This window comes from Streptomyces sp. CA-251247 (assembly GCF_050952975.1).
In the GTDB taxonomy this organism is placed as follows: domain Bacteria; phylum Actinomycetota; class Actinomycetes; order Streptomycetales; family Streptomycetaceae; genus Streptomyces; species Streptomyces achmelvichensis.
In genome coordinates, this window is the sequence record NZ_CP191861.1 from 2909592 (window position 1) to 2927620 (window position 18029).

General features: G+C 71.3%; 13 protein-coding genes and 1 tRNA gene. 3 read left to right on the forward strand and 11 right to left on the reverse strand.

The window, feature by feature from the left end; translation table 11 throughout:
• Window positions 1–5: 5 nt before the first annotated feature.
• From solA to ACQPWZ_RS12760, 10 genes are all read right to left on the reverse strand, one after another.
• Entirely contained in the window at window positions 6–1160 is a 1155-nt protein-coding gene (gene solA, locus ACQPWZ_RS12715; protein ID WP_340473154.1) for an N-methyl-L-tryptophan oxidase, read from the reverse strand.
• 11 nt (window positions 1161–1171) lie between these two features.
• The gene (locus ACQPWZ_RS12720; protein ID WP_433571370.1) at window positions 1172–3571 is read right to left on the reverse strand and encodes a GcvT family protein; all 2400 of its coding nucleotides are present in this window, start codon (window positions 3569–3571) and stop codon (window positions 1172–1174) included.
• A gap of 394 nt (window positions 3572–3965) precedes the next feature.
• Window positions 3966–4730, reverse strand: a complete 765-nt coding sequence (locus ACQPWZ_RS12725; RefSeq protein ID WP_405569770.1) for an IclR family transcriptional regulator — start codon at window positions 4728–4730, stop codon at window positions 3966–3968.
• Between the two features lie 84 nt (window positions 4731–4814).
• Window positions 4815–5495, reverse strand: coding sequence for a hypothetical protein (locus tag ACQPWZ_RS12730; protein ID WP_340473157.1), 681 nt, complete (start codon window positions 5493–5495; stop codon window positions 4815–4817).
• The gene (locus ACQPWZ_RS12735) at window positions 5492–5956 is read right to left on the reverse strand and encodes an acyl-CoA thioesterase (protein WP_340473158.1); all 465 of its coding nucleotides are present in this window, start codon (window positions 5954–5956) and stop codon (window positions 5492–5494) included. The genes ACQPWZ_RS12730 and ACQPWZ_RS12735 overlap by 4 nt, the downstream gene beginning before the upstream one ends.
• A gap of 8 nt (window positions 5957–5964) precedes the next feature.
• On the reverse strand, window positions 5965–7629 hold the full coding sequence (gene ettA, locus ACQPWZ_RS12740; RefSeq protein WP_313946262.1) for an energy-dependent translational throttle protein EttA: 1665 nt from the start codon (window positions 7627–7629) through the stop codon (window positions 5965–5967).
• Window positions 7630–7940: 311 nt separating this feature from the next.
• Window positions 7941–9257, reverse strand: coding sequence for an LAETG motif-containing sortase-dependent surface protein (locus ACQPWZ_RS12745; RefSeq protein ID WP_433571371.1), 1317 nt, complete (start codon window positions 9255–9257; stop codon window positions 7941–7943).
• Between the two features lie 386 nt (window positions 9258–9643).
• Entirely contained in the window at window positions 9644–10198 is a 555-nt protein-coding gene (locus ACQPWZ_RS12750) for a single-stranded DNA-binding protein (RefSeq protein WP_340473159.1), read from the reverse strand.
• A 91-nt stretch (window positions 10199–10289) separates the two neighbouring features.
• A complete protein-coding gene (locus ACQPWZ_RS12755; RefSeq protein WP_433571372.1) occupies window positions 10290–12203 on the reverse strand; it encodes a GTP-binding protein in 1914 nt (637 codons plus the stop codon).
• Window positions 12203–13807: a dynamin family protein gene (locus ACQPWZ_RS12760; RefSeq protein ID WP_433571373.1), complete on the reverse strand. Its 1605-nt coding sequence runs from the start codon at window positions 13805–13807 to the stop codon at window positions 12203–12205. The genes ACQPWZ_RS12755 and ACQPWZ_RS12760 overlap by 1 nt, the downstream gene beginning before the upstream one ends.
• A 309-nt stretch (window positions 13808–14116) precedes the next feature.
• Here ACQPWZ_RS12760 and ACQPWZ_RS12765 point away from each other — a divergent pair.
• The 3 genes from ACQPWZ_RS12765 to ACQPWZ_RS12775 all read left to right on the forward strand — a co-directional run bounded on the left by ACQPWZ_RS12765 (window position 14117) and on the right by ACQPWZ_RS12775 (window position 17341).
• Window positions 14117–14189 (forward strand) — tRNA-Arg (locus ACQPWZ_RS12765).
• A gap of 452 nt (window positions 14190–14641) precedes the next feature.
• Window positions 14642–16321, forward strand: a complete 1680-nt coding sequence (locus ACQPWZ_RS12770; protein ID WP_433571374.1) for an FAD-dependent monooxygenase — start codon at window positions 14642–14644, stop codon at window positions 16319–16321.
• Window positions 16322–16471: 150 nt separating this feature from the next.
• Window positions 16472–17341, forward strand: a complete 870-nt coding sequence (locus ACQPWZ_RS12775; RefSeq protein ID WP_356701876.1) for an LLM class flavin-dependent oxidoreductase — start codon at window positions 16472–16474, stop codon at window positions 17339–17341.
• 82 nt (window positions 17342–17423) lie between these two features.
• Here ACQPWZ_RS12775 and ACQPWZ_RS12780 read toward each other — a convergent pair whose 3' ends face one another.
• The gene (locus ACQPWZ_RS12780; protein WP_433571375.1) at window positions 17424–18005 is read right to left on the reverse strand and encodes a flavoprotein; all 582 of its coding nucleotides are present in this window, start codon (window positions 18003–18005) and stop codon (window positions 17424–17426) included.
• Window positions 18006–18029: the final 24 nt, after the last annotated feature.

Below are 18029 nucleotides of genomic sequence, written 5' to 3' on the forward strand. Positions count from 1 at the left end.
CTCCATCAGGCGGGCGCGGTCGCGATGCGGCCGGGGTCGAAGAGCTCGATGGGGTGGTGCGTGGTGCCGTCCAGCGCCAGGTCGGCCAGGATCTCGCCGACCACGGGCACGAACTTGAAGCCGTGCCCGGAGAATCCGCAGGCGACGGTGACGGCGTCCGCGTGGGACGGATGCCGGGCGATGACGAAGTGCTCGTCGGGCGTGGTGGAGTACATGCAGGTGACGGCTTTGAGGAAGGTGCCGGGCAGCGTGGGCAGCCGGGGCGCCAACTGGTCTGCCATCGCCCGCACTTCGTGGTCGTGGACGGTGCGGTCGATGGTCTCGGGGGTGCACGGGGTGCCTTTGCGGAAGAAGGCGACCTTCGCCCCGCCGTCGGGTCCGTCGATGGCCGGGAAGCCGTAGACCTGGACCCCGGCGGTGTCCTCCCAGATATAGACGGGATGGCGTTCGGGCAGATAGGGGCCGGTGCCGCCGTCCGGCCGGAACCAGTACATGATCTGCCGCTCGATGCTGAACGGCACCCGCAGATCGGTGAGCAGCCGCGGTGCCCAGGCTCCGGGGCAGATGACGAGATGGCCCGCGGTGTAGGTGTCCTCGGCGGTGTGGACGCGCACTCCGTCGCGGTAGGGCTCCCAGCGGGTGACCGGCTCCTCGAACCGCAGCTCGGCGCCGTCGCGGGTGGCCAGCTGGAGGTGGGCGGCGACGGTGTTCTCGGGCCGCAGCAGTCCGGCGCGCGCCTCGTACAGGGCGACCTCGTCGTCGGCGGGGGTCAGCGTCGGGAAACGGCGGTGCAGTTCCTTCGCGTCCAGCATCTCGTGCGGCAGGTCCCACTGCTGGGCGGAGCGCAGCGATCCGGCGACGGTTCGCGACTCGGGCCGGCCGACCATCACACCGCCGCACAGCGTCGCCACGTCGCGGCCCGTGTCCCGCTCCAGTTGCTCGTACAGCTCGTAGGCGCGCAGCAGCAGCGGGACGTAGGCCGGGTCCTCGAAGTAGGACTGACGGGTGACGCGGGATCCGCCGTGGCTGGACCCCCGGCTGTGCACCGGACCGAACTTCTCCAGTCCCAGTACACGGACCCCCCGGGCGGCGAGATGGGCGGCGGCCGCACTGCCCATCCCTCCGAGGCCGAGGACGATCACGTCGTACGCGGGTGCCATGCGTGTCCCTTCTACCGGCGGATGCGGGTCATCTTGGGATCGAACAGGGGCTCTTCGGCGACTGTGGCGGCGACTTTCTCACCGAAGTACTCCACATGGACCGCGGTGCCGGGTTCGAGAGGCGGCAGCCAGGCGTACGCGATGCAGCGGCCGACGGTGTAGCCGTAGCCGGCGCTGGTGACGTAGCCGGCCGGGGCGCCGGGCGTCCCGTCGGTGTACACGGGTTCCCTGCCGAGGACGACGGCTGCCGGGTCGTCGAGCGTGAGGCAGGTGAGCCTGCGGCGGATCCGCTCCGGGGAGAGTGCGTCGCGGCCGGTGAAGTCCCCCTTGTCGGGGCGGACCGCGAAGCCGAGACCCGCCTCGTACGGGGTGTCCTCGTCGGTCATGTCCTGGCCCCAGGCGCGGTACCCCTTCTCCAGCCGCAGGGAGTTGAAGGCGCTGCGGCCGGCGGCGACGACGCCGAGGTCCTGCCCCGCGGCCCACAGGGTGTCCCAGAGCCTGAGCCCCAGGTCGGCGGACGTGTAGAGCTCCCAGCCCAGCTCCCCGACATAGCTCAGCCGCATCGCGGTGACCGGAACATGGCCGATGAAGGTCTGCCGGGCCTTGAAGTAGCCGAAGGCGCGGTGCGAGAAGTCGTCGCGGGTGAGCGGCTGTACGAGGTCGCGGGCGAGCGGCCCCCAGACCCCGACGCAGCAGGTGCCGGAGGTGGTGTCGCGGATCTGTACGGCGGCGGGAGCCTGCCGCAGCAGCCAGTCCAGGTCGGCCGGCGAGTTGGCGCCGACCTGGAAACGCTCGTCGGCGAGACGGGCCACGGTCAGATCGGAGCGGATGCCGCCGGTCGCGTCCAGCAGCAGGGTGTAGGTGACCGAACCGACCGGCTTCGCCAACTGGTTGGTGGTCATCCGCTGGAGGAACGCGAGCGATCCGGGGCCGCTGACCTCCAGCCTGCGCAGCGGAGTCATGTCGTAGAGCGCGACCCTCTCGCGGGTGGCACGCGCCTCGGCCGCCGCGACAGGCGACCAGTAGCGGGCCGCCCACGGGTCCCGCACGGGAAGCCGTATCTCCTCGGCGAGCGGTGCGTTGGCCTCGTACCAGTGCGGCCGCTCCCAGCCGCCGCCCTCCAGGAAGAAGGCACCGAGCTCCTGCTGACGGGCGTGGAAGGGGCTGGTCCGCAGCGGACGCGGCTGCTCCATGGGCTGGAGGGGGTGGATGACGTCGTACACCTCGACGAAGTTCTGCGCGCTCCGCTCCGCGATGTAGGCGGGTGAGCGCTGGACCTCCTCGAAGCGGGCGATGTCGCACTCGTGGACGTCGAGCGCGGGCCGACCGTCGGTCATCCACTCGGCGAGCGCCTGGGCGACACCGGCGGAGTGGGTGACCCAGACGGCCTCGGCGAGCCAGAAGCCGCGCAGTGCGCGGGATTCGCCGAGGACGGGCATGCCGTCCGGGGTGAAGGAGAAGACGCCGTTGAAGCCCTCCTCGACGGCGCTGTCCGCGAGGGCGGGCAGCAGGCGCGCGGCGTCGTCCCAGCTGGGGGCGAAGTCGTCGGCGGTGAAGTCGAGCCAGGACGGCATGACCGGCGCGTCGTCGTACGCGGGGACGGTGAACGGGTCCACCGGCATGACGCGGTGCGCGTAGGAGCCGATGCCGATCCGGTCACCGTGCTGCCGGACGTACAGATCGCGGTCCTGGTGCCGAAGGATCGGCAGGTCCTCGCGCGGGATCCCGGGCAGGGGCGCGGTCCTCGCGTACTGGTGGGCGAGCGGCAGCAACGGCACCTCCACGCCCGCCATGGCCCCGATGACCGGACCCCAGAAGCCGGCTGCGGAGACGACGTGTTCGGCGGGGAAGGAGCCGCGGTCGGTGACGACGGCGGACACCCGGCCGCCGTCGCGCTCGATGCCGGTGACGGTGTGCCGGTCGAGGAAGCGCGCGCCGCGGGCCGCCGCCCGCTCCATCTGAAGGCGCCCGGCGTCCACGGCACGGGCCAGGCCGTCGTCCGGGGTGTGCAGGCCGCCGAGCACGAACTCCTCGTCCAGCAGCGGCCACAGCTCCTTGCAACGGCGCGGGGTGAGCACCTCGGCCCGTACGCCCCAGGAGGCGGCGAGACCGGCCTTGCGGTGCAGGTCGGCCAACCGGGCCCGGGTGGTGGCCACTTCGAGGCCGCCGACCGCGTCGAAGGCGCCGAGCGCGGAGAACTTCTCGACGGTGCGGGCGGCGAAACGGGTCATGGTCCGGGACGGATTGGTCTGGAAGACCAGCCCGGGTGCGTGCGAGGTGGAACCGCCGGGAGCGGGGAGCGGGCCCTGCTCGAGGACGGTCACATCGCTCCAGCCACGGGCGGTGAGCTCGTCGGCGAGCGAGCATCCGACGATGCCGGCCCCGATGATGACGACGGATGGAATGGGCATGCCTCAACCCCCAGCTGTTGCGCTGTGCACGACGGGTTGCGCGATGAGAGACATAGTGGGAACGCGTGGGGGCCACCGTCAAGGGCCCACGGGCAGGGAACACCGATGTAACACAGGCCGCGGCGCCCCATGGCCGGTGTGACGGGTGGTGCCCGGGGCGCGACGGGGCGTCGTGGTCGGCTCGGTCAGCAGGGAGAAGCGCCGCAAGAGGGTGGGGCGGCACGGAATGCCGTGGGACGGGCGGGAGTGGTGGTGCCTGTGGGGTGGCCAGCACAGACGATGCAAGCCAGGGTGGCCGGGCCCGTGGGGCATGCGGGGCCGGGGCGCTGGGAGCCGTGAGGCGGGTGGGGCCGGCGAGACGGGCCGGCGGTGGCCGGAATGCAGCCGCCGGAACTCAGCCGCCGTATCCCATCCGGCGGGAAAGCTCCTCCGCGACCGCCATCGTGCGCTTGGCCAGCTTCGGCAACAGCGCCTCGCCGAGCCGGTAGGCAGGCCCGGACGCACTGATCGCACCGATGACGGTTCCGTCGTGGGTGTGGACAGGCGCCGCCACCGCGTTCAGGCCGATCTCCAACTCCTCGGCGGCGATGGCGAACCCCTGCTCGGCCGCCTCGGCCAGCTGGCTGTCGAGATCGGCGGGCGAGGTGACCGTGCGCTCGGTGTACCGCTCCAGACCGGCGGCGAACAGTCGCTCCCGTACCGCCGTCGGGGCATGCGCGAGCAGCACCTTCCCGCTGGAAGTGGCATGCAGCGGAGTACGGCGGCCGAGCCAGTTGTACGTCGTCACGGAGGCCGCACCCCGGGCCTGGGCGACATTGACGGCCGCGTCGTCGTCGAGGATCGCGATGTTGACGGTCTCGCCCACCTCGTCGGCGAGTTCACGGCACAGCGGTGTGCCCTCCTGCGAGATGTCGAGCCGTACGGCCGCCGCTCCCGCGAGCCGGAGCATGCCGGCGCCCAGGCAGTACTTGCCGCGCTCCTTGGACTGTGTGACCAGCCCTCGGTTCTCCAGCGCCCCGAGCAGCCGGAAGGCGGTGGATTTGTGCACACCCAGCTCGTCGGCGATCTCCGTGACACCCGCTTCACCGTGCCGGGCAAGGCTCTCGAGCACGCTCACGGCACGGTCCACCGACTGTACGGCGCTGGCCTTCTCGGTCATCCGTCGAACCCCCGTGCTGCTGTGCGCGTTGCGCATCGCGCTACACGATGCATCATGCGGCGCCCCTGCCCACTTGCGTGAACGTTAACCGGTTCTCGTGGGGATGACGCTCAGGCCGCCGAGACCGTTCGTCCGTACGGCGATCGACCCGAAGGGGGTACGCAGTCTGAGCCACGCCCCCGTGGACAGCAGCGCCACCGGGACGGACGGGCGCAGAAATCCGAGCGAATGGGCCGCATGCACCGCGCGCAGGGGCAGCGGGGTGTCGGCGACGGTCCGCGACCAGATGTCCCGGCCGATCCTGTCCCGCTCGGTGCGGGTGCGGTGCTGGGCGGGCAGTTGCTCGTCGCGGGCGCGGAACTCGGCGATCGCGGCGGTGACCGCGGCACGCATCTCGGCCACCGGCGGCAGGCCGGGCAGCTCGCGCCAGCCGCCGCGCGGCGGCAGCACACCGGTCCACGGGGGCCCGGTGACGGGCGCGGGCACGGTGAACCTCTCGCTGCTGAGACTTTCCAGCAACTCACCGGCGGAGACGGTGACATCCAGCTCGACGGGCTCACCGAGGCGGGCAGCGCGGACCGCCAGCACCTCGAAGGACGGCGGGCGGCCGAAGACCGCGAGGCTGGACAGCGGTCCGTCGGCGCCGCCGGCCTGGAGCCTGACGGCCGCGGCACGGTCGTAGTGGATCAGCCGGGCGAGGAAGGCGGAGAGATCCTCCGCCTCCCTCGCATCGGCCAGGTGCAGACTCTGCACGGGTACCGTCATGCCGCGAGAGCATCCTCGTCGGCGCCGTCCGCCGCGTTGTCGTCGGCACCGTCCAGATACTTCTGGAGGTAGGACTTCTCCTCCGCGGTGATCCGCCGCGGCCGCTCGGCCTCCAGGTTGTACGGCACCACGATGGTCGAGGCCCGCACATACACCTGCGAGGCGCCCTCGGCGTCCTTGACCTCGTACGCGATGGTGAGCGAAGCAGCGCTGATCTTCGTCACCCACGACTCGACGACCACCGGCTCGTGCCGATGGACGAGCGGCCGTACGTAGTCGATCTCGTGCCGTGCCACGACCGAACCGCCGGAGAACGACGGCGAGCCGTCCCCCGGCGCCAGCCGGAACATGAAGTCGATACGCGCCTCTTCCAGATACCGGAGGAAGACGACGTTGTTGACGTGCCCGAAGGCGTCCATGTCCGACCAGCGGAGGGGGCAGCTGTAGATGTGCCGGGCCATCGTGAACCTCAGCCCCGGGTGAGCTTCTTGTAGGTGGCACGGTGCGGCCGGGCCGCGTCCGCGCCGAGGCGCTCGACCTTGTTCTTCTCGTACGACTCGAAGTTGCCCTCGAACCAGAACCACTTGGACTCACCCTCGTAGGCGAGGATGTGCGTCGCGACCCGGTCCAGGAACCACCGGTCGTGGGAGACGACCACAGCCGCACCGGGGAACTCGAGCAGGGCGTTCTCCAGCGAGGAGAGCGTCTCGACGTCGAGGTCGTTGGTGGGCTCGTCGAGGAGCAGGAGGTTGCCGCCCTGCTTGAGGGTGAGCGCGAGGTTCAGCCGGTTGCGCTCACCGCCGGAGAGGACACCCGCCGGCTTCTGCTGGTCCGGGCCCTTGAACCCGAAGGCGGAGACATAGGCGCGGGACGGCATCTCGACGTGGCCGACGTTGATGTAGTCGAGCTCGTCGGAGACCACCGCCCACAGGGTCTTCTTCGGGTCGATGTTGCCGCGGGTCTGGTCGACGTAGGAGATCTTGACGGTCTCGCCGACCTTGATCTCGCCGGCGTCGGGGGTCTCCAGGCCCTGGATCATCTTGAACAGCGTGGTCTTGCCCGCACCGTTCGGACCGATGACGCCGACGATGCCGTTGCGCGGCAGCGTGAAGCTCAGGTCGTCGATGAGGAGCTTGTCGCCGAAGCCCTTGGAGAGGTTCGCGACCTCGACCACGACGCTGCCCAGACGCGGGCCCGGTGGGATCTGGATCTCCTCGAAGTCCAGCTTCCGCATCTTGTCGGCCTCGGCCGCCATCTCCTCGTAACGCGCCAGGCGGGCCTTGGACTTGGCCTGCCGCCCCTTCGCGTTGGAGCGGACCCACTCGAGCTCTTCCTTGAGCCGCTTGGCGCGCTTGGCGTCCTTCTGGCCCTCGACCTTCAGACGGGTCTGCTTGGTCTCGAGGTACGTCGAGTAGTTGCCCTCGTAGCCGATCGCGCGGCCGCGGTCGAGCTCCAGGATCCAGCCCGCGACGTTGTCCAGGAAGTACCGGTCGTGGGTCACGGCGACGACGGTGCCGGGGTACTTGGCGAGGTGCTGCTCCAGCCACTGCACGGACTCGGCGTCCAGGTGGTTGGTGGGCTCGTCGAGGAGGAGCAGGTCCGGAGCCTCGAGCAGCAGCTTGCACAGGGCCACGCGACGCTTCTCACCACCGGAGAGGTTGGTGACGGGCCAGTCACCGGGCGGGCAGCCCAGCGCGTCCATGGCCTGCTCCAGCTGGGCGTCGAGGTCCCAGGCGTTGGCGTGGTCCAGGTCTTCCTGGAGCTTGCCCATCTCCTCCATCAGCGCTTCGGAGTAGTCGGTCGCCATCAGCTCGGCGACCTCGTTGAAGCGCTTCAGCTTGCCCATGGTCTCGGCGGCGCCGTCCTGGACGTTCTCCAGCACGGTCTTGGACTCGTCGAGCGGGGGCTCCTGGAGGAGCATGCCGACGGTGTACCCGGGCGAGAGGAACGCGTCGCCGTTGGACGGCTGCTCCAGACCGGCCATGATCTTCAGCACGGTGGACTTACCGGCGCCGTTGGGGCCGACCACACCGATCTTCGCACCGGGCAGGAAGCTCAGCGTCACGTCATCGAGGATGACCTTGTCGCCGTGCGCCTTGCGCGTCTTGCGCATCGTGTAGATGTACTCAGCCAAGAGAAACCGTCCGGCAAGAAGTGGGTGGGCAGAGATACACCCCATCTTGCCGTACCGCCACCCCTGGGCGAAAACGGGTAGGTGACGGCACCTGCCGACCCCCTCTCCCGCCTGCCTCCGGGACGCCCACCACGCGGGGCAGCACACGACCCCCTGGCACCACCTGCCTCACCGTGCGCACACGCCTGTCCACTCCGGGTGGGATCCCTGGGGATACGGGAGGGCAAATCTCCCAGCGCCCCGGCGCCCCGACGTCCCGGTGACGCAGGGCTCAGGGGTGCCGGACCTGCACCCCCGGCCCCGGAGCGTTGTCACTCCTCGGTGGGGACCTTCTTCTTGCGGAGGAAGAAGATCGCGCCGCCGCCGATCACCACGAGCACGACCGCGATGCCCGCGATCATCGGAGTGGCACTCGATCCGCCGGTCGCGGCGAGGTCGCCCTCCAGTCCGGCCGAGACGCCGCCCGCGGCGGCCGGGCTGGGCTGGGAGCCCAGGGTCTGGGTCTCCGGCGTCGAGGCTCCCTTGATCTTGCAGTCCAGGACGCCCCTGAAGTTCTTGCTGAAGCCGCCCGGCCCGGTGATGGTGAAGTCGTACGCCTGGTCCTCGGCGACCGGGATGGTGACCGTCCGCGACTCCCCTGCCGCGATCGTGTGGCTGAAGCCGGCCAGCTCGAAGGTGAACGGGGCGTCACCCTTGTTGGCCGCCGTGATGTCGACGCCGCCCTGTGCGCAGTTCTTCTTGGCCGAGAGCGCCGGGATCGCCCCCGCCGTGGCCCAGGTCGCCGCCGCGTTCGCCGTGACCGTGGACTCGCTGGACCCGGCGAGGATCTGCGTCTGGCTCCTGGTCGCGCCGGCGAACGCCCGGCCCACCGGCACCGAGGTCGTCGCCTGCGCGCTGAGCGTCGCCGAGCCGTCCACGGCGCCCGCCGGCACGTCGAAGAAGACCTTCGCGCCGTTCACGGCGGACGTGACCGGCTTTCCGGCCGCGTCCGTGATCCTGATGCCGCTGGCCGCGGCGTCCACCGGCGGAGTCAGGGTGACCTGGGCCGCGTCCGTGCGCACGGTGACGGGCCCGAGACGGCCGCCTGCCTTGCCGGAGACGGCGCTCGGTTCGAGGCTGAGCGAGGCCTTCGGCTCGGCGACATCGCGCGCCTTGGCCTGGAGCCAGTCGGCGAGTTTCTCCGCTGCCGGGTCGAGGGCGTCGACGTCGGCGTTGTCGGAGTAGCGCCAGATGGCCACCTGCGTGCCGGCGGCGGCGGTCTTCTGGCTGAGCGGACCGGTACCGGCCGACGCGGCCAGCGCCGCCAGGTCGTCCACCTGCGGGTAGGAGTGCTGAAGGATCCAGCGGATCTTGCCCGCGTTCCTGTTGGTCGCCAGCGAGGTCTGGCTCCAGGGGGTCTCCAGGTACTTCGCCTGGTCCTGAGTCGGGTTGTGTATGTCGATGCAATAGGTCTTGAGGCGGCCGCCGCCGTCCACGGTCATCTCGAAGACACCGGCGGGTATTTCATGGCTCTCGCCGTTCGCCCGGAGTACGGCGGTGTCGAATGTCTTCAGTCCGTCGAGAGTGGCGACGGCGCCGCCCTGGTGCTGCACATCGTCGTCTGCGACGGCGGTACCCGCGCCTGTCATGGATCCTGCGGTGATGAGCCCCGACATCACGACCGCGGCGGTGAGACGGCGGACTGCGCCCCGCCCGCGGGCGACCGACGCAGAGAACGTGCCGAACACAGAATTCCCCTCCGGGCGAGGCCTAATTCGCGTGTGACACGTGGGGGGAGTGCCTCGCCAGCATGCTCAAGTGCCCCGTGAGTACTGGGAAATCCTAGGGAGGCCGCGCACCGCAGGTCCCCGTCATACCGTCAGACAACCATTCCGACTCGCAATCGTTATCGCCGACTGCCCAACCCTCACCACCCTTCGTTCCCGAATCGACAAATCTCCACAACTCCCGGTCAGGACGCGGGTACTGGCGGTCAGAGCATCCGCACGCATGACCGAGGCCCGGGTCCCCACCGTCAGGACAGAGCCGCTGCGACCTGCGGCTGCAACCCCTCCGCCACCTCCGCCCGCGGTGGGCCCGACGGCTCCGGCCGCGGCACGCCCACCGGATGAGCCTCGTGCTGCACCGGCCTCACCCGCACCGGCTCCGTCACTTTCGGTGCCGCTTTCACCACACGCCGGAATGCCGACGTCCCCCGCGTCAGGTCATGGCCGACGGCCACCGCCTCGATGTCCACGAATGTCCTGCGCTGCCCCTCGCGTTGCCCGTTCCGCGAACCGCCGGGATCGGCCGTCCGGTAACCGTCCCGATCCTCCTCGCGGACCCGCAACCGGCCATGGACGAGAAGCGGGTCACCGACAGAAACGGAACCGGCCAGATTTATGGCGAGAGTGCGCCAGGCGATAACCGTGTAGAAGCTGGTGTATCCGTCCGTCCAACTCGCGCTCTGCCGGTCCCAGCGCCGCGGTGTGACCGCGATACGAAATCGCGCCACACCGCCCGAGGCCGTTTCCCGGTAGTCCACATTCGTGGCGACATTGCCCACCACCGTCACCGTCGTGTCGTTCACGGCGACCACCTCCCCGTCCGGTTCACGGTCGGCCTTTGCCGACCGGTTTCCATGCTGAACCGGCCCGGAGAATCCCGCTGCGCCCTGTGGACTAGCGCCCCGCTGTGGAAAACCCCGTCACCCCGGAGCCGCGCCCGCCCCCGAGCCCCGTGCCCGGCCGCGAGCCGCCCGCGTGTCCGGCCATCCCCGCCCTGCCGGACACCGCGGAGTACTGCTCCCGCACCTCCCGGTACCGCATCAGCTCGCCGGCGATCGGATCCAGCACCTTCGCCCGCCCGCACCCGGCCGCCGCCTCATGCAGCCGGCGCTGCGCGTCCTGCCCGTACCGCCGCGCCGGCCCCCGCACCGCCGCCGTGCACGCCCACTCCACCAGCGGCCCGCCCACGATCCCCGCCACCATCAGCAGCGCGGGAACGATCAGGCCGGGCTCGAAGATGCCGATGATCTGGCCCACCAGCCACAACCCGCCATAGACCTGAAGGAGCGTCATCGACGCCTGCGCCAGTACCGCGGCGGGCCACCACGCCGGCCGCAGGGGCTTCTTGCTCGTCGTCACCGCCTCACGCGCCGCCAGTTCGTCCAGCGCCTCCGGCAGCCCGTCCGCCCCGCGGACAGCCGCCTCACGCACCGCCTGCGCCCAGGGCACCGGCAGCCCGGCGGCCGCCTCGTCGGCGACCGTACGCACCGCCTGCTCGACCCGCTGACGCGCCGTGAGCTCCTCCTCCACCGGTGTCGTGGCCTGTGGCGCGCCGCCCCCCGGCGTACGCGAACGCTCGTACCAGCGCCACAGCCGCAGCCAGGGCGTACCGCACGCCCGGCCCGCGTGTCTGCGCCACTCGCGCTCCGCCGCCTCACCCGCCGCCTTCGCTCCCACCGCCTCCGCGAGGCGTGCCGCGAAGTCCTCGCGGGCCCGCTCGTTCAGACCGGTGCGCCCGGCGGCGACGTACACCGAACGCAGCTTCCCGGCCGCCGCGTCGACGTCGGCGGAGAGCCGGCGGGCCGCGGCGCTGCGCTCCTGCACGAACGTCCCGAGCATGTCCCGCAGTTCGTCGACGCCCTGTCCGGTGAGCGCCGACAGCGGCAGGACCGTCGCGCCCGGCTCACCGTGTTCGCCGAGGGCCATGCCGTCCTCGTCGAGGAGCCGTCGCAGATCGTCGAGCACCTGGTCGGCCGCTTCGCCCGGCAGCCGGTCCACCTGGTTGAGCACGACGAACGTGATCTCCGCATGGCCCGCGAGCGGCCGCAGATACCTCTCGTGCAGTGCGGCGTCCGCGTATTTCTCCGGGTCGACGACCCAGATCACCGCGTCCACGAGGGCCAGCACCCGGTCCACCTGCTCACGGTGTTTGATCACCGCCGAGTCGTGGTCGGGCAGATCGACCAGCACCAGACCGGACAGCTCCTCGTCGCCGCCCGCGAGCGGCCTGCGCCGCAGCCGCGGCGGGATGGCGAGCCGGTCGAGCAGCCCCGCGGCACCTTCCGACCAGCTGCACGCGATCGGCGCCGCGGTGGTGGGCCTGCGCAGCCCGGTCTCGGACAGAGGCACCTGCGCCAGGGCGTTGAAGAGCGTCGATTTTCCGCTGCCGGTGGCGCCGGCGATCGCCACGACGGTGTGACGCGCGGACAGCCGCTGCCGGGCCGAGGCTTCGTCGAGGACGCGCCCGGCCTCCGCGAGGGTGCTGCCCTCCAGACGGGTGCGGGACAGGCCGACCAGCTCGCGCAGGGCGTCCAGACGGGCCCTCAACGGGCCGCCGTACGCCCCGCCGATCTCCACATGCTCCTCGCCGGGGTCCTCCCCGAACAGCTCCGGCTCCTCCGCCCCCTTGGCCCGCCGGGCGATCAGGCCGTCGTCCCAGCTCCCTTCGGCCGGCTGCTGTCCGTCGGCTCCGTCCAGGGGCTCGGCGGGACCGTGCACACGGTCATCGTGCTCGTGCGCACGTTCATCGGTCTCCTGCGCACGGTCATCGGTCTCGTTCTCGTCGCCCGTGATGGCGGTCAACGCCATCACCTCACCTTCTGCAGTAGGGACAGCGCGGCGATCAGTTCGGCCTGCGGTTCGGGCGTCACTTCGAGCGCGTCGAGGGGTGCGAGGCGGCGGTCGCGTTCGCTGTTGAGTACGCCGTCGAGGTAGGTATTCATCAGCTCGCCGCCCTTGTCGCGCAGCCGCAGCGCGCCCTGCGCGCCGATCCGCTCGGCGAGCTGCTCCCCGGCGCCGCGAGCCCGCCGGCCGCCGAGCAGGACGGCCGCGACCAGTGCGGCCAGGGTCTCGGAGTCGGGCGTGGTGCTCAGTTCCATGCTCCGCACCTCCTCCTCGGCGAGCTCCTCCAGCTCCCGCCGCCAGCGGCGCACCGCCATCCCGATCCGCTCCGCCGCCTCCAGGTCCATCCGCCCCCGGAACACGACGGCCGCGGCGCCCGGCTCACGCCGCCACGCCTCCTGGACGTGCTCGTCGGCCGCGGCGACGGCACACTGCACCAGCGCGCACAGGCTTCCGACCAGGGAATCCAGCAGCTCACCGGCCGTGCTGTCCCGGGGGAAGCCCCGCCAGCGCGTGCGCGCGTCACCGGCGAGCACCGCGCCGGCCCGCACCTGCCGCGCCACCCGCTCGCGCTCCTTCTCGTAGGCCTCCTCGACCACGCCGGTAAGCCGTACGACGGTCGCGTACTGCCCGGCGACGGCCGCGGCCAGCTCCGGCATGCGCGCCTTGAGCGAATCGATCACCCCCGTCGCCGTGCGGCCGAGCGCCTGCTGCCGGGCGGCCGGGTCCTGCACCCGGTGGGCGAGCCAGGCGAACAGCGGAGCCACCGCGGTGGTGGGCAGCAGACCGCTGCCACCACCGGCCGACTCGGGCAGCTCGGGGATGGTGAACCGGGGCACGTCGCCGAGCCCGGCCTTGGTCAGCAGGGCCGCGTACTGCCGCGACACGTCCGCGATCACCTGGTGCGGCACCCGGTCGAGCACGGTGATCAGCGTGGCGTCGTACTCCTTGGCGGTCCGCAGCAGATGCCAGGGCACGGCGTCCGCGTACCGGGAGGCGGTCGTGACCATCACCCACACGTCGGCGGCGCAGATCAACTGGGCGGCGAGCAGCCGGTTCTCCACGACGAGCGAGTCGATGTCGGGCGCGTCGAGGAGGGCGAGTCCGCGGGGCAGGGTCGAGGCCTTCTCGATCCGCAGCGCATTCGCCTCGCCCGCGTCCCGGCCGCTCCCGGCCTCCTCCTCGTCGGTCTCGTCCTGGTGGGGCAGCCATACGCGGGTGAGCTGGGGCAGCACCCGCATCTCGGCGAACCAGTGGTGGTCGTCGGGGTGGCAGACGAGTACGGGTGTACGGGTGGTGGGCCGGAGTACCCCGGCCTCGCTCACGCGCCGCCCCACAAGGGAGTTGACGAGGGTGGACTTACCGGATCCGGTGGAACCCCCGACGACCGCGAGGAGCGGTGCTTCGGGGTCCTTCAGGCGGGGCACCAAATAGTCGTCGAGCTGCGCGAGCAATTCCGTTCGCGTCTGCCGGGCACGCGGTGCACCGGGCAGAGGAAGGGGAAGACGCACGGCGGCGACACGGTCGCGGAGGGCGGTAAGTGCGTCGATCAGCTGAGGCCGTGCATCCAAGGTCACCACATGCGAAGAATGCCTAATTTTGGTGGCTTTTTGAAGCGTATGAGCATGTCTGCGCGCCGGTCGGACACATGGGACACACGGGACGAGTGGGGCGCAGGCATAACGAGTGCACAACACCAGCGACGAGAGGCGGAAAAAGCGATGCAGGAATCGCACCTGCCTGCGATTATCGGTTCGCTTCACTGAACCTCCACATCGTGCCACGCAGGTGAAGCAACCGGGACAAGGCGATCGGAGCCCTATCCTTGTCCCCGGCAAGGTCACGGATCCCCGGGCTCCGGTAGCCGCGGCCACCATTCGGCCCCCGTAGCTCAGTGGATAGAGCAGGCGCCTTCTAAGCGCTTGGCCGCAGGTTCGAGTCCTGCCGGGGGCGCGCTCGCAGGCCCTCCCTTTGGGAGGGCCTTTTTGCTGGTCAGGGGCCCTTTTGCGCGCACGGCCGGCAGTGCGGGGAGATGCTGCGGTCACGGGCGCCGAATCCGCTCCACGGCGCAGTGCGGGTGGTCCAACTGGCCGCACAGGAAGGGCCGGTCCGTGCCGGGGCGCAGCGACCGGCAGCTGTCCGCCCAGCCCCCGTGGCGTCGGACCGGGGCCGCGCGGGGGACGCGGATCGCGGTGGGCGTGGGCGCCCTCCGGATCGCCTCTCTCGGTGGATGCCGGCCCGCAGGAGCACCTCTCTCGGTAGGCGCGGCCCCTGTAGCGCGGTGCGCCCGTACCGCCACCGATCCCAGCTCTCCGTAAGCCCGTACCGCCCGGATCGCCGCTCAAGCCCGGCCGGGTGACCATGGAATTCGGGACAGGCTCGGGGCCAGGCACTGGGAGACGCCCGTGGCGCACACTCACGACACCGACGTACTGATCGTCGGCGCAGGCCCGGTCGGGTTGAGCGCCGCCGCCGAACTCCGCCGCAGCGGGCTGCACTGCCGTCTCGTCGACCGGTTGCCGGCCCGTCTCCCCTACGCAAAGGCGGTCGGCATCCAGCCGCGCACCCTGGAGATCTGGGACCGGATGGGCCTGGCCCGCGCCATGCTGGAGGCCGCCACTCCGATGCGTGGTCAGCTGATCTACGGCAACGGCGAGGAGCAGGCGCGGATCGACCTCGTGCTGCCGCCCGAAGTGCCTTACGGATTCGCCGCACTGCCGCAGTACGAGACGGAACGCCTTCTGGAGGAGTACGTCGCCGGCCTGGGCACCTCCATCGAACGCGGCACCGAGCTGCTGTCGTTCGCCCAGGACGGGGACGGGGTCACCGCGCAGCTGACCACCGCCTCCGGTGCTGCCGAGGAAGTACGGGCCCGCTACCTGATCGGGTGCGACGGCGCGCACAGCACCGTCCGCAAGGGACTGGGGCTCAGCTTCGAGGGCGGAGCCTTCGCCGAGGAATACATGCTGGCCGACGTCGTGGCCGACTGGGACTTCCCGCAGGGATACGGCATACGGTCCATGCACCGCGCCGACGACGGCACCACCGACGACCTGCTGGTCTGTATCCCGCTGCCCGGCGCCGGTCGCTACCGCATGTCGATGCTGGTACCGCCCGAACTCTCCACCCAGGGCACGGACGCAGCATCAGCGGGCGACGGCGTCGCGCACGGCATGGAGGGCGGGCGCGCCCCGGAGCTGTCCCACATCCAGGCCGTCGTCGACCGCCTCTCCCCCAAGCCGGCCGCCGTCTCCGACATGCGCTGGTCCTCCGTCTTCCGCATCAGTCACCGGATCGTCGACCGCTACGGCGAGGGCCGGGTGTTCGTCGCGGGCGATGCCGCCCACATCCACCCGCCCACCGGCGCCCAGGGCATGAACACCGGCATCCAGGACGCCTGCAACCTGGCCTGGAAGATCGCCCTGGTCGTCAGCGGGGAGGCCCGGCCCGAACTGCTCACCACCTACGACGCCGAACGCCGCCCCATCGGCGAGGAAGTCGTCGGCCGGACGGTCCGCCACGCCACCCAAGGAATGGAGACCGACCCCGACGACCCGCGGATGCTGATGCTCCGCGAAGCCCAACTGCTCGTCGGCTACCGGGACGGCCCGCTCGCCGGCCCCCCGTACGGACCCATCGACGCGCCTCAGCCCGGCGACCGGGCCCCGGACTGTGCGGGCTTGACCGGCCGGATCGCCGTCTACCCGCTGCGCCTTCTCGACATCCTGCGCGGCCGGACGGAGCATGTGCTGATCCTGTACGCGTCCGACACCGCAGACCTGGCGGAGGCGGCCGAGGCCGCCGGGGTGACGCGGAGGACCGACGCCTCCGGCGGCCCGGGTGCCCGGAGCGGATGGGAGACGATCGCCGTCCTCGACCGCGAGGCCGAACCTGCCGACACTCCACTGACGGTCCCGCAGTACCGCGACGCCGCTGGGGAGTTCGCCCGCCTCTACCGTCCCGACGGCCCAACGGGCTTCATCGTCCGCCCGGACGGGCAGCTCGGCGCGCGCTTCGCACTGGCGGACACGAAGCAGGCCCTGTCGGCCTACTGGGGAGTCTTGTCCGCATCCGGGGTGGGGTGAAACACGGCGGTGGGGCCGCCGAGCGCGCGGAGCCGTGCCGGAGCACCTCCCGAGGCTCCCGGCCGATGACCTGCTCCCGCCGATGCACCGCGGGCCGGGCCCCCCACATTGTTGTCGTTGCACGTGCTGCAGACGGGTAGGAAGAGCCTCATGACTGCTCTCGGTGCTGTTTTCCGTCCCCAGCTACCTCCCGAGCGGCTGCGCGGTATCGCGCGTGCGGCGGACGAGGCGGGGCTCGAGGAGCTGTGGCTCTGGGAGGACTGCTTCCTGGAGAGCGGGATCGCCACCGCATCCGCCGCGCTCGCCTGGACCGAGCGGTTGCGGGTCGGGGTCGGACTGCTGCCGGTGCCGTTGCGGAACGTCGCGCTGACGGCCATGGAAGCCGCCACCCTCGACCGGCTGTTCCCCGAGCGCGTCGTCCTGGGCGTAGGACACGGCGTACAGGACTGGATGGGGCAGGTCGGTGCGCGAGCCGAGTCGCCGGTCACGCTGTTGCGCGAGTATCTCGAAGCGCTGCGGGCGCTCTTGCGGGGCGAGCGGGTCACGACCGACGGTCGCTATGTGAAGCTCGACGGCGTTGCGCTCGACTGGCCACCGGCCGCCGCACTCCCCGTACTTGCAGGGGCGGTCGGGCCGCGCTCACTGCGGCTGACCGGTGAGGCAGCCGACGGAACGATCCTCGACGCCAGCATGTCGCCCGACGCCGTTCGCAACGCCCGTCGGCTCATCGACGAGGGCCGCGAGGCCGCGGGGCGCACCGGACCGCACAAGATCGTCGTCTATCTGCACACCGCGACGGGGCCCGGCGCCGCCGAACGTCTGAAGGCCGAACTCGCGGACGGGAACGGGGGCTCGACGGAACTCGGTGTGGCCGGAGACGCGGGCACGATCGCCCAGTTCGTCGAGCGGTTGGCGGCCGCCGGTGCCGACACGGTGGTCCTCCAGCCCACGCCCGACGAACCGGACCCCGAAGGCTTCGTACGGTTCGTGGCCGAGGAGGTCCGTCCTCTGGTGCCGTGACCGGTCTGGCGGCTGGGTACGTGACAGGCCCCGTGACCGGAGGCGGGAGGCGAGGAGGCAGGGAGGCCCGGGGGGGGACGCCTCACAGCGGGCGTCGGCCGGACGCCGTCCCCTCCTCGACCGCTGCAAGGATCGCCTGCCACGGCACCATGAGCCCTTCCGGCTCCTGCCGAGGCTCGTGCAGCGGCCAGACGTCGGGGCCCTGGATCAGTCGTACGTCTCCCGAGCGCAGGGTCTCGATGTGGCGCGTCCACGCCGGGTGCCGGGCGTGAGCGGCGTTGATGCGGGGGAACACGATCACCGGGACGCCGCGCGTCCCGATCGCCTCACCGACCTGGGTGAGGGCCTGGTTGTCGGCGATGCCGGTGGCGAGCTTCGCGACGTAGTTCGCGCTCGCCGGGGCGACGACGTAGCAGTCGGCTGTGGGGTGCGGCCGGCGCTCGTCGGGCAACCGAGGCGTGTCGCGTACGGGAAGGCCTGTCGCGGCTTCCAGGAGCGGCAGTTCGCCGCCCGCCCGGAGCCAGCGGGCGGCTGTCGGGGTCAGCGTGACGGCAACCTGCCAGCCCAGGGCCAGGGCCGGCTCCACCAGGCCCGTACGCAGCGATTCGACGCCGTCCGTCGCCGAACCGACCACTCCGAGAACGCCTCGCCTGCCTGTCGTCACCGTGTGCCCACCTCGTAGGGTCGC

Bases quoted from the DNA above. Each gene is read 5' to 3' on its own strand.
- solA (WP_340473154.1), bottom strand. From the start codon at position 1,160: ATGGCACCCGCGTACGACGTGATCGTCCTCGGCCTCGGAGGGATGGGC.
- ACQPWZ_RS12725 (WP_405569770.1), bottom strand. From the start codon at position 4,730: ATGACCGAGAAGGCCAGCGCCGTACAGTCGGTGGACCGTGCCGTGAGC.
- ACQPWZ_RS12735 (WP_340473158.1), bottom strand. From the start codon at position 5,956: ATGGCCCGGCACATCTACAGCTGCCCCCTCCGCTGGTCGGACATGGAC.
- ACQPWZ_RS12720 (WP_433571370.1), bottom strand. From the start codon at position 3,571: ATGCCCATTCCATCCGTCGTCATCATCGGGGCCGGCATCGTCGGATGC.
- ACQPWZ_RS12775 (WP_356701876.1), top strand. From the start codon at position 16,472: ATGACTGCTCTCGGTGCTGTTTTCCGTCCCCAGCTACCTCCCGAGCGG.
- ACQPWZ_RS12755 (WP_433571372.1), bottom strand. From the start codon at position 12,203: ATGGCGTTGACCGCCATCACGGGCGACGAGAACGAGACCGATGACCGT.
- ACQPWZ_RS12745 (WP_433571371.1), bottom strand. From the start codon at position 9,257: ATGACAGGCGCGGGTACCGCCGTCGCAGACGACGATGTGCAGCACCAG.
- ACQPWZ_RS12730 (WP_340473157.1), bottom strand. From the start codon at position 5,495: ATGACGGTACCCGTGCAGAGTCTGCACCTGGCCGATGCGAGGGAGGCG.